Source organism: Micromonospora sp. (assembly GCF_048594385.1).
Classification (GTDB): Bacteria; Actinomycetota; Actinomycetes; order Mycobacteriales; family Micromonosporaceae; genus Micromonospora; species Micromonospora wenchangensis.
On sequence record NZ_JBMDWU010000015.1, the window covers coordinates 26,418 to 38,280 of the forward strand.

The window sequence follows — 11,863 nt, forward strand, 5'->3', positions numbered from 1 at the left end:
CCGATGCCTGACGACCGTCGACCCGGCCACGACGACGAGGTCCACCTCTTCGTCGAACGGATGGCGATGGCTTTCGCGGACGTCGGCTTCCCCCGGATGTCCGCCCGGGTCCTGTTCGCCGTGATGAGCGCCGACGGCCCGCTGACCGCCGCCCAGATCGGCGAACGGCTCGGCGTCAGCGCGGCAGCCGTCTCCGGCGCGGTACGCCACCTGACCCAGGTCAGCATGCTGGTCCGCGAACCGGTCCCGCGCTCGCGCCGGGACCACTACCGGCTGCCCGACAACCCCTGGTACGAGGGCACCATCACCAAGACCGGCCTCTACAAGAACTTCATCGACATCGCCGACGCGGGCGTCAAGGCACTGGGCGGCACCGCCACCCCGGGCGGCGAACGGGTGGCCGAGATGCGGGACTTCTTCTATTTCATCCAGGAGGAACTGGACTCGCTCGGCGAACGCTGGCGGGCCCGCCGGGCCGCCACCGGCCACGCCGGGCCACCCGCCGCCTGACCGTCAGGGGGTGTTGCTGCCCCAGCGGGCCTGCTCCAGGACGTCCAGGGCGCGTTGCCGGGCCTCCGGGTCGTCCTCGCCCCGCAGCAGGGCGCTCGCCTCGTCGACCGCGTCGGTGAGCACCCGCCACTGGGCGTCGCGCTCCCGCACAACGTCGGACTGCGCCGCCAGCTGCCGGGTCTTCACCCACAGCTCCACGAAGACCGACACCTTGGCCCGCAGCACCCACGGGTCGAACGGCTTGGTGAGGTAGTCGACCGCCCCGACCGCGTAGCCGCGCAGCGCCAACTGGGCGTCCCGGTCGGCGGCGGTCAAGAAGATGATCGGCACGTGCCGGGTCCGTTCCCGGCGCTTGATGTGACTGGCCGTCTCGAAACCGTCCATGTCGGGCATCTGGGCGTCCAGCAGGATGACCGCGAAGTCGTCCACCAGCAGTTGCTTCAGCGCCGCCTCACCGCTCTCCACGGCCACCGACTGGACCGGGAGCCCCTGGAGGATCGCCTCCAGGGCCATCAGGTTCTCCCGACGGTCGTCGACCAGCAGCGCCTTGGCCGTCTGCGTCACGAATTCTCCCTATCTCGGCGACCGCTGATCCAGGACGCCATCCGCTCGATCAGCCCGTCCAGGTCCACCGGCTTGGTGATGTAGTCGCTACCCCCGGCCGCCAGCGCCGACTCCCGGTCACCGGGCATCGCCTTCGCGGTGAGGAAGACGATCGGCAGGTCGGCGAAGCGGTGGTTGCGGCGGATCTGCCGGGTCGTCTCGTAACCGTCCTGGTCGGGCATCATGGCGTCCATCAGCACGATGTCCACCTCCGGATGCTCGGCCAGCACGCGAACCCCGTCCGCGCCGTTGTCCGAGTACAGCACGGTCATCCCGTGCAGTTCCAACGCGCTGGTCAACGCGAACACGTTGCGTACGTCGTCGTCGACGATGAGTACGGTGGCGCCGTCCAGTTGCCGGGTGGCCGGGGCCTCCGGCGTGGCCAGCAGCTCCACCGGCGGCATCAGCAGCGACGACGGCAGCCCCGCCCGCTCCGGCGACGGCGACTGCGGGGCCACCACCGCGTCCGGTGCCAGCACGTCCGGTACGAAGAGGGTGAACGTCGAACCCTGCCCCGGCGCGGAGGTCACCGTGATCGTGCCGCCGATCAGCCGCGCCAGGTCCCGGCTGATCGACAGGCCCAGCCCGGTGCCGCCGTACCGCCGGCTGGTGGTGCCGTCGGCCTGCTGGAACGCCTCGAAGATGATGCTCAGCTTGTCGTCGGAGATGCCGATGCCGGTGTCGATCACGGTGAAGGCGATCACCTGCCGGGCGTTGGTCAACGCCGGCACGTCGAAGACCGCGTTCTCCGCCGCCGGGGCGATCCGCAGGGTGACCGCGCCGTTGTCGGTGAACTTCACCGCGTTGGAGAGCATGTTGCGCAGGATCTGCTGCAACCGTTGGGCGTCGGTCACCAGGGCCGGCGGCAGTTCCTTGGCCACCCGCACCTGGAAGTCGAGGTTCTTGTCCTCCGCCTGCGGGGCGAACGCCTGCTCCACGTAGTTGCGGATCTCGGCGAACCGGATCTCCGTCGGCTCGACGTCCATCCGACCGGCTTCGATCTTGGACAGGTCCAGGATGTCGTCGATCAGGCGCAGCAGGTCCGAGCCGGAGCCGTGGATCGTCCGGGCGAACTCGATCTGCTTCGGGGTGAGGTTGCGTTCCGAGTTCTCCACCAGCAGCCGGGCCAGCAGCAGCAGCGAGTTCAGCGGCGTACGCAGCTCGTGGCTCATGTTCGCCAGGAACTCCGACTTGTACGCCGACGCCCGGGTGAGCTGCTGGGCCTTCTCCTCCAGCCCCAGCCGGGCCAGCTCGATCTCCCGGTTCTTGGTCTCGATGTTGCCCTTCTGCTCGCTGAGCAGCTTCGCCTTGTCCTCCAGCTCGGCGTTGGTGCGCTGCAACTCCGCCGACTGGTCCTGCAACTCCAGCGCCAGCCGCTGCGACTGGGCCAGCAGTTCCTCCGTACGCCGGTTGGCCTGGATGGTGTTGACCGCGATGCCGATGGTGAGCACCAGCCGCTCCAGGAACCCCAGGTGCAGCTCCGAGAAGCGGGCCACGCTGGCGAACTCGATCACCCCGAGCAGTTCGCCCTCGAACAGGATCGGCAGCACCACCAGGTCGGACGGAAGCGTGTCGGCCAGCCCGGAGCGCAGGGTGATCCGGCCGTCGGGCAACGCGTTGAGCCGGATCGTCCGGCGGGAGAGCGCGGCCTGACCGACCAGCCCCTCACCGGGCCCGAAGGTCACGTCGTGCCCCCGCGCCACATACCCGTACGACGCGGTCAACCGCAGCCGCATCACCCCCTCGGCGGTGTCCGCCAGGAAGAACGCGCCGAGCTGCGCGTCGACCAGCGGGGTCACCTCCATCATGATCATGCGACAGACCTCGCCCAGGTCCCGCTGGCCCTGGAGCAGGCCACCGATGCGGGCCAGGTTGGAGTCGAGCCAGCCCTGCTCGGCGTTCTTCTTGGTCGTCTCCCGCAGGGTGACGATCATCTGGTTGATGTTGTCCTTCAGCTCGGCGACCTCGCCCTGCGCCTTGACCGCGATCCGCTGGGTCAGGTCGCCCCGGGTCACCGACGTGGAGACCTGGGAGATCGCCCGGAGCTGGGTGGTCAGGGTCGAGGCGAGCTGGTTCACGTTCTCGGTGAGGTCCCGCCAGGTGCCGCTCACGCCCTTGACCTGCGCCTGACCGCCGAGCTTGCCCTCGATGCCGACCTCGCGGCCCACCCGGGTCACCTCGTCGGCGAACGACGAGAGCTGGTCGACCATCGTGTTCACGGTGTTCTTCAGCTCCAGGATCTCGCCCTGCGCGTCGACGGTGATCTTCTGGCCGAGGTCGCCCTTGGCCACCGCCGTGGTCACCGAGGCGATGTTGCGCACCTGGGACGTCAGGTTCGACGCCATCGAGTTCACGTTGTCGGTCAGGTCCCGCCAGGTGCCTCTCACGCCCTTGACCTGCGCCTGACCGCCCAACTTGCCCTCGGTGCCCACCTCACGGGCCACCCGGGTCACCTCGTCGGCGAACGAGGAGAGCTGATCCACCATCGTGTTGACCGTGTTCTTCAGCTCCAGGATCTCACCCTGCGCGTCCACGGTGATCTTCTGCGACAGGTCACCCTTGGCCACCGCCGTGGAGACCTGCGCGATGTTGCGCACCTGACTGGTCAGGTTCGACGCCATCGAGTTCACGTTGTCGGTAAGGTCCCGCCAGGTGCCGGCGACCCCGCGTACCTGGGCCTGCCCGCCGAGCTTGCCCTCGGTGCCCACCTCACGGGCCACCCGGGTCACCTCGTCGGCGAACGACGACAACTGGTCCACCATCGTGTTGACGGTCGACTTCAGCTCCAGGATCTCGCCCCGGGCGTCGACGGTGATCTTCTGGCTGAGATCGCCCTTCGCCACCGCCGTGGTCACCGAGGCGATGTTGCGCACCTGGGACGTCAGGTTCGACGCCATCGAGTTCACGTTGTCGGTGAGATCGCGCCAGGTGCCGGAGACGCCCTTCACCTGCGCCTGACCGCCGAGCTTGCCCTCCGTGCCGACCTCGCGGGCCACCCGGGTCACCTCGTCGGCGAACGAGGAGAGCTGGTCCACCATCGTGTTCACGGTGTCCTTCAGCTCCAGGATCTCGCCCTGCGCGTCGACCGTGATCTTCTGCGACAGGTCACCCTTCGCCACCGCCGTGGAGACCTGGGAGATGTTGCGGACCTGGCTGGTCAGGTTGCCGGCGAGCTGGTTGACGTTCTCCGTCAGGTCCCGCCAGGTGCCGGAGACGCCGCGTACCTGGGCCTGGCCGCCCAGCTTGCCCTCGATGCCGACCTCGCGGGCCACCCGGGTCACCTCGTCGGCGAACGAGGAGAGCTGGTCCACCATCGTGTTCACGGTGTCCTTCAGCTCCAGGATCTCGCCCTGCGCCGCCACCGTGATCTTCTGACTCAGGTCGCCCCGGGCCACCGCCGTGGAGACCTGCGCGATGTTGCGCACCTGACTGGTCAGGTTCGACGCCATCGAGTTGACGCTGTCGGTGAGGTCCTTCCAGGTGCCCGCGACGTTCGGCACGTCGGCCTGCCCACCGAGCTTGCCCTCGGTGCCCACCTCGCGCGCCACCCGGGTCACCTGCTCGGCGAACAGGCGCAGCGTGTCGGTCAGCGAGTTCATCGTGTCGGCCAGCTCGGCGACCTCGCCCCGCGCCCCGACCGTGATCTTCTGCGACAGGTCGCCCCGGGCCACCGCCGTCGCCACCTGGGAGATCGACCGCACCTGGCCGGTCAGGTTCGACGCCATGGTGTTCACCGAGTCGGTGAGGTCCTTCCAGGTGCCGGCGACGCCCCGCACGTCCGCCTGACCACCCAACTTGCCCTCGGTGCCCACCTCCCGGGCCACCCGGGTCACCTCGTTGGAGAACGACGAGAGCTGGCCGACCATCGTGTTGACCGTCCGGCCGATCCGCAGGTACTCACCGCGCAGCGGGCGGCCGTCGATCTCCAACTCCATGTGCTGGGAGAGATCGCCGTCGGCCACCGCCATGATCACCCGGGCGATCTCGGTGGTCGGCCGGCCCAGGTCGTCGATCAGCGAGTTGACCGCCCGCTGGCCCTCCGCCCACGAGCCGTCCAGGCCCTCCTCGTCCAGACGTTCGGTCAGCCGCCCGTCCCGACCCACCACCCGGCTGATCCGGCGCAGGTCCAGGTGCTGCCGCTCCTGGAGCGACACCACCTCGTTGAAGGCGTCCGCCACCTCACCGGCCGCGCCCGCCCGCCGGGGCAGCCGCACCTTGAAGTCGCCCCGGCCGACCCGTCGAAGCGCCTCCGACAACTCACCGAGGAGCGCGTCATGCTCGGAAGCGGACCCGTCCGCCGTCACCGACTGTTTCGCGGTCATCATTCCTCGCTCGACTCGGAGGGCTCCCGACGTGCCGACACGCCGACTTCCCCTCATTGTGCCCGGGTCGCCGCCGGACCCCCGGATGCGACGTGCCCCCGGATACGACGTGCCCCCGGATACGACGTGCCCAGCGACGACGCGGCGTCCGCCCCGCCGCGCACCTGCGTGTTGCACCACGCCGCCCGCCGACAGGCCCCGGCGGAGCGTGATCGGCGCCGACGGACCGGCGCGGCGGGTGTGACGGTACGTGGTGCGGCTTGGCACCCGGCCGGTGGCGGTAGAGGATACGGGGGTGTCAACGGAGCCGGGGGCCGGGACAGACGCGGGACGGGACGAGCACGTCCGGCGCGTCCGGCTGCCCGCCGACAACCGCACCCCGGCCGCCGCCCGCGCCGTGGTCCGCTCCGTACTCGCCGAAGCCGACCTCGACGAACTGCTCAACGAGGCGCTGCTGCTGACCACCGAACTGTCCACCAACGCCGTCGAACACGCCCGCACCGAACTGGACATCGAGGTCGTCGCCGACCAGATCGGCCTGACCGTCACGGTCTCCGACTTCGCCGCCGGGCCGGTCGACGAGCTGGTCGTCGGCATCCGCAACGACACCGACCAGATCGGCGAGGTCTCCGCGCGGGGGCGGGGACTGCTCCTGGTCGACCACTTCGCCAGCCGCTGGGGCACCACCTACCTGCCCACCGGCAAGGGGGTGTGGTTCCGGCTCGACCGGCACGGCGACCACGGCGACGCGCCACCCTCCCCGCACCCGCCACCCGGGCGGACCGACAGCGAACCGTCGACCAGCGCGCCGAGCGCCGCCGCGATGAGCGAACTCACCCAGACCCGCCCCGACCCGTACGCCGACGAACCGCTCACCGAGTTCGCCACCGACCTGCTCACCCGGGTCGCCGACATGGTGGGCGCGGCCGGTGGGGTGATCCGGTTGGACCGGGGCGAGGGGGAGGGCCCGCAGGTGCTGGCCCGCTACGGCCGTCAACCCCGCCCCGGCAACGAGCTGCTACGGGTGCCGCTGGCCGTGCACCGGCCGTACGCCGGGGAGCTGGAACTGGACGCCGCACCGTCGGCGTACGCCAGGCCGTTGGCCGTCCTCGCCGCCGAACGGCTCGCGCTGCACCTGGAGAACGACCGGCTGCGCCGGGCCGACGTCCGCCGCTCGGCCTGGCTGACCTTTCTCGCCGAGGCCAGCGAACTGCTCGCCCAGTCGCTCGACGTCGACCTGACCATGGCGCTGATTCCGCAGCTGGTGGTGCCCCGGCTCGGTCAGTGGTGTGCGGTGCACACCACCGACGAGTGGGGTCGGCTCAGGCTCGCCGCTGCCAGTCACGCCGACGAGTCGGTCCTGCCCCAGCTGCACAAGGTGCTGGAGGAGTCCGGGCCGGACTCGGTCCAGGCCCGGCTGCGGGAGGCGTCGCGGACCGGCTCCCAGGTGCCGCTCGGCGGGCCGATGGAGGGTTTCGCCGTGCCGCTGATCGCCCGCAGCCAACGCCTCGGCACCCTGGCCGTGGGACGGCACCAGCGGCACCGGCACGACCCGGACGAGGTCGCGGTGCTGGAGGACGTCGCCCGGCGGGCCGGGCTCGCCATCGAGAACGCCCGCATCCACGCCGAACGGCGTCGGGTGGCGCAGACCCTCCAGCAGTCGCTGCTGCCGCCCGTGCTCCCGGTCGACGAGCGCATCGGCTTCGCCGCCGAGTACGTCCCGACCGGCGACGAGGCCGAGGTCGGCGGCGACTTCTACGACGTGGTGCCGCTGCCGGACGGACGCTGGCTGGTGGTGGTCGGCGACGTGTCCGGCAAGGGCGTGCAGGCGGCGGCGGTGACCGGGCTGGTCCGGGATGTGATCCGGGTGCTGGTCGGGGACGGCAAGCCGCTGCCCGAGGCCCTGGCCCGGCTCAACGACACGCTTGTCGAGCGGGGTGGGGGGCGGTACTGCACGCTGGCCCTGGCGGCGGTCGGGCCGGGCGACGGTGACCGGCTCGACGTCTCGTTGCACCTGGCCGGGCACGACCGGCCGGTCCTGCTGCACGGGGGCGGTGGGGCCAACTTCGTCGGCATCGGCGGCACGGCGCTCGGTCTGCTCGACGCGATCACCTCCCCGGCGGCGGAGATCGTGCTCGCGCCGGGCGATGCGCTTATCTTCTACACCGACGGGGTGACCGAGCGGCGGCGCGGCCGGGAACTCTTCGGCACCGAACGGCTCCGGGAGGCCGCCGCACCGCTGGCCGGCTACTCCGCCGACGTGGTCGCAGCCCGCCTGCGGGCCACCGCGATCAACTTCTCGGTCGAGTCGCCCCGCGACGACATCGCCATCCTGGTGCTGCGCAACGACGCACTCTGAGTACGCCCCCCGCCCCGATCCCTCCCCGCCCCCGCTCCCCCTCGCCCGACCTCTTGATCCACTCCGTTCCGCCTCACCAGCGGTGTCGAGCGCGCCGGATGCCGCAACGGGGCTGACAACGAGCCATCACCGCATCCCGCTCCCGGGTGCGGGGCCGGTCAGAGGCCGCCGGGGAGGCGTCCGGGGGCGAGCCGGCGGTGCGGGTCGAGGTGTTCCTTCGCCTCGCGCAGCCGGGGGATCACCGCGGCCTCACCCCACACGTCGATCTCACGACGCACCGCCGGAGGCGCGGCGACCACCACGCACCGGCCCCGGCGGGTGAACAGCACCCCGCGGACGGCGGCGAGGATGCCGGCCACCCGGTCGACCGGGAGCGACCCGGGCAGCGCGGCGTGCACCACGCCCAGCCCGGCGGAACCGCGCACCGACAGCGGGGCGCCGGCGGCGTCGCGCAGCGCGTAGACGGCGGCGTGCAGGTCGGCGGCCGGGGCCTCGACCCGCAGTGCGGTGGCGCCCGGGGCGAACGGGTAGCGCCGCCACCAGGCCGGGGCGTCCGGGGCGAGGCTTGCCGTACCGCCGAACAGGGCGAGCAGGCGGTCGGCCTGCTCGGCCACCTCGGACCGGCCGCCCTCCAGCAGGACGGCCAGCTCACCGGCACTGCCCCGGGGAGGCGGCGGGGCGGTCCGACGGCCGGCCATCGCGGGATGGTTGGCGCGGGCCGACGCCTCGGCGGCCGACATCGGGCGACCGCCCGGTCCCGACGTCGCGCCCGCCGCCGCGGCGGCGGGCGGGCGTGGCGGCGACCCGGCGGCCGGCAGGTCCAGCTCGACGGCCGCCGGGTCGAGGTCGGCCGCGAGCACCGCCCGGACCAGGTCGTGCACCTCCAACGGGCTCCACACCGGCCGGGTCACCCACACCCGGCTCGGCGGCAGGGTGTGTGCGCGCAGCGTCGCCGAGACGAGCACGCCCAGCCCGCCCTGCGAGCCGCAGAGCAGCCGGCCCAGATCGAGGCCGACCGGTGGGGCCGCGCCGGCCAGCTCGGCCGCGCTGCGCCCGGCGCTGACCAGCTCACCGGCGGCGTCCAGCCAGCGCAGGCCGACGAGCTGCTCGCAGGCGGTGCCGTGCCGGTGCCGCAGCGGACCGGACTCGTCGGCGGCGAGCACCCCGCCGAGGGTGGCCCCGGGCGACGGCGGATCGAGGGCCAGCCGACGGCCGGTGCGTTCCAGGGTGGCCTGCACGGCCCGCAGCGGGGTGCCGGCACCCACCTCGACGACCGGGGATGCTGCCGGCCGGTGGCCGACCCCGGCGAGCCGGCCGGTGTCGAGCATGATGTCGACCCGGGCCGGTGCCGCACCCCAGTCGATCTTCGTGCCGGCGCCCCGGGGGACCACCGACAGATCGTGCCGGGCGGCGAGCCGCAGCACCTCGGCCGCCGCCCGGGGCCCACCGGGGACGGCCACCCACCGGGCGAGCCGGCCGGCGACCTCGTCGGCCGCGCCCGCGAACCGGGCGAAGGAAGGGCCGCAGATCGCGGCCAACCGCTGGGTGATCTCCGTTGCACCGATCGAACCCGCTCCCGTCGACATGGCAGTCATCGTACACATGTTCTAAAGCGGCGCGTGGTGGTTCGACCGCGCGGCGGAGCGCGACGGGCCGGTAACGTGACGCCGTGACCACCGAGACCACCCCGCCCGTCGCCCGACAGGTCCGCGCGGAGCGCACCCACCACGGCGACACCGTCGTCGACGAGTACGCCTGGCTGGCCGCCAAGGACGACCCGGCGACCATCGCCCACCTCACCGCCGAGAACACCTACACGGAGCAGCGCACCGCGCACCTGGAAGCGTTACGCGGCACGCTGTTCGCCGAGACGAAGCAGCGCACCCAGGAGACCGACCTGTCGGTGCCCACCCGCAAGGGCGGCCACTGGTACTACACCCGCACCGTCGAGGGCCAGCAGTACGGCGTGCACTGCCGCCGCCCCGTCCGCGACGGCGAGACCGACCCGCCGGTCAGCGTGGACGGCGCCCCGCTCGACGGCGAGGAGGTGCTGCTCGACGGCAACCAGCTCGCCGAAGGGCACGACTTCTTCTCCCTCGGCGCGTTCGACGTCAGCCCCGACGGGCGCTGGCTGGCCTACTCGACGGATTTCTCCGGCGACGAGCGCTTCACCCTGCGGATCAAGGACCTGAGCACCGGTGAACTGCTCGGCGACGAGGTGCCCGACACCTTCTACGGCACCGCCTGGTCGGCCGACGCCAGCGTGCTGTTCTACATCACCGTCGACGAGGCGTGGCGGCCCAACCGGGTGTGGCGACACACCGTCGGCACCCCGTCGGGCGAGGACGTGGTGGTGCACCTCGAGGAGGACGAGCGGTTCTGGGTGGGCGTCGAGCTGACCCGCTCCGAGCGGTTCGTGCTGATCGACAGCACCAGCAAGGTCACCAGCGAGGTGCGGGTCATCCCGGCCGACAACCCGACAGGTGAGCCGGCGGTGATCGCCCCGCGCCGGCAGGGCGTCGAATACAGCGTCGAGCACCACGGGCACCGGTTCCTGATCCTGCACAACGACGGCGCGGAGGACTTCGCGCTGGCGTACACCTCGGCGGACGCGCCAGGCGACTGGGTGCCGCTGATCCCGCACAGCCCCGGCACCCGGCTGGAGTCGGTCGACGCGTTCGCCGACCACCTGGTCGTCTCGCTGCGCAGCAACGGCCTGACCGGGCTGCGGGTGCTCCCCGTCGGCGGCGGCGACGGCCACGACATCGAGTTCCCCGAGCCGATCCACAGTGTCGGCCTGGACGCCAACCCGGAATACCGCACCCGGCAGCTCCGGTTCCGCTACACCTCGCTGGTCACCCCCGACTCGGTCTACGACTACGACCTGGTCACCCGGGAGCTGACGCTGCGCCGCAGCAAGCCGGTGCTCCCCGGGCCGGACGGTCGCGCGTACGACCCGGACGACTACGAGCAGCACCGCGAGTGGGCGCTCGCCGACGACGGCACCCGGGTGCCGATCTCGCTGGTCTGCCGCCGGGACACCCCGCGCGACGGCTCCGCCCCCGCCGTGATCTACGGGTACGGCTCGTACGAGGCCAGCATGGACCCGTGGTTCTCGGTCGCCCGGCTCAGCCTGCTCGACCGGGGCGTGGTGTTCGCGGTCGCGCACATCCGGGGCGGCGGTGAACTGGGCCGCCGGTGGTACGACGAGGGCAAACTGCTGGCCAAGAAGAACACCTTCACCGACTTCGTCGCCTGCGCCCGGCACCTGGTCAAGTCCGGCTGGACGGCGGCCGACCGGCTGGTCGCCCGGGGTGCCTCGGCCGGCGGCCTGCTGATGGGCGCGGTGGCCAACCTCGCCCCGGACGCGTTCACCGGGATCGTCGCGCAGGTGCCCTTCGTGGACGCGCTCACCTCGATCCTCGACCCGTCGCTGCCGTTGACGGTCACCGAGTGGGAGGAGTGGGGCAACCCGCTCGCCGACCCGGAGGTGTACGCGTACATGAAGTCGTACACCCCGTACGAGAACGTCGCCCCCGTGGACTATCCGGCGATCCTGGCGGTGACCAGCCTCAACGACACCCGGGTGCTCTACCACGAGCCGGCCAAGTGGATCGCCCGGCTGCGGGCGGTGGCCCCGCAGGGCGACTACCTGCTCAAGACCGAGATGGGTGCCGGCCACGGCGGCCCCAGCGGCCGGTACGACGCCTGGCGCGAGGAGGCGTTCATCAACGCCTGGATCCTCGACCGGCTGGGCCGCGCCTGACCACCGTCGTCGCGCACCGGCTGGCCACGGTCAGCCGGTGCGGATCTCCTCGACGGCGGTGCTCGTCCGCAGGAACAGCAGCCCGACCCCGACCGTGACCAGTACGGCGGCCAGCGCGGTCGCGCCGACCCCGGCGAGCTGACCCCACGGCAGCTCGGGTGTCACCACGGATTCGGGCACCCACACGGTGCGCAGGGCCGAGGGGTCGGCGCAGCCGGCGGCATCGCCGGGGGCGCCCAGGACGGGCGGCCCCCCCAAGCGGCGGGGGGGGGCCCCCCTGGTGCCCGCGAGCAGCCCCCCCCC

General features: G+C 72.2%; 7 protein-coding genes. 3 read left to right on the forward strand and 4 right to left on the reverse strand.

Annotated features, from left to right (window positions below; all coding sequences use genetic code 11):
* Positions 1–3: 3 nt before the first annotated feature.
* Positions 4–510: a GbsR/MarR family transcriptional regulator gene (locus ACOJTC_RS00780; protein ID WP_420115344.1), complete on the forward strand. Its 507-nt coding sequence runs from the start codon at positions 4–6 to the stop codon at positions 508–510.
* Between the two features lie 3 nt (positions 511–513).
* Here the strand turns inward: ACOJTC_RS00780 and ACOJTC_RS00785 are convergent, their stop codons facing one another.
* Positions 514–1,074, reverse strand: coding sequence for a response regulator (locus ACOJTC_RS00785; RefSeq protein ID WP_204925714.1), 561 nt, complete (start codon positions 1,072–1,074; stop codon positions 514–516).
* On the reverse strand, positions 1,071–5,438 hold the full coding sequence (locus ACOJTC_RS00790) for a HAMP domain-containing protein (RefSeq protein WP_420115345.1): 4,368 nt from the start codon (positions 5,436–5,438) through the stop codon (positions 1,071–1,073). Before ACOJTC_RS00790 ends, ACOJTC_RS00785 begins: the two co-directional genes overlap by 4 nt.
* A gap of 292 nt (positions 5,439–5,730) precedes the next feature.
* On the opposite strand from ACOJTC_RS00790, the gene ACOJTC_RS00795 reads away from it, so the two are divergent.
* Positions 5,731–7,794, forward strand: coding sequence for a SpoIIE family protein phosphatase (locus ACOJTC_RS00795; RefSeq protein WP_420115346.1), 2,064 nt, complete (start codon positions 5,731–5,733; stop codon positions 7,792–7,794).
* 158 nt (positions 7,795–7,952) lie between these two features.
* Here the strand turns inward: ACOJTC_RS00795 and ACOJTC_RS00800 are convergent, their stop codons facing one another.
* Positions 7,953–9,380 (reverse strand): FAD-binding oxidoreductase, encoded by a 1,428-nt coding sequence (locus ACOJTC_RS00800; protein ID WP_420115347.1) that lies wholly within the window; start codon positions 9,378–9,380, stop codon positions 7,953–7,955.
* An 83-nt stretch (positions 9,381–9,463) separates the two neighbouring features.
* Here ACOJTC_RS00800 and ACOJTC_RS00805 point away from each other — a divergent pair, with 83 nt between their 5' ends.
* Complete coding sequence (locus ACOJTC_RS00805; RefSeq protein ID WP_420115348.1) at positions 9,464–11,560, forward strand: S9 family peptidase; 2,097 nt, start codon at positions 9,464–9,466, stop codon at positions 11,558–11,560.
* 30 nt (positions 11,561–11,590) lie between these two features.
* Here ACOJTC_RS00805 and ACOJTC_RS00810 read toward each other — a convergent pair whose 3' ends face one another.
* Positions 11,591–11,740, reverse strand: a complete 150-nt coding sequence (locus tag ACOJTC_RS00810; RefSeq protein ID WP_420115349.1) for a hypothetical protein — start codon at positions 11,738–11,740, stop codon at positions 11,591–11,593.
* Positions 11,741–11,863: the final 123 nt, after the last annotated feature.

Excerpts from the sequence above, each read along its gene's own strand:
- ACOJTC_RS00800 (WP_420115347.1), bottom strand. The coding sequence starts at position 9,380 with ATGTCGACGGGAGCGGGTTCGATCGGTGCAACGGAGATCACCCAGCGG.
- ACOJTC_RS00780 (WP_420115344.1), top strand. The coding sequence starts at position 4 with ATGCCTGACGACCGTCGACCCGGCCACGACGACGAGGTCCACCTCTTC.
- ACOJTC_RS00790 (WP_420115345.1), bottom strand. The coding sequence starts at position 5,438 with ATGATGACCGCGAAACAGTCGGTGACGGCGGACGGGTCCGCTTCCGAG.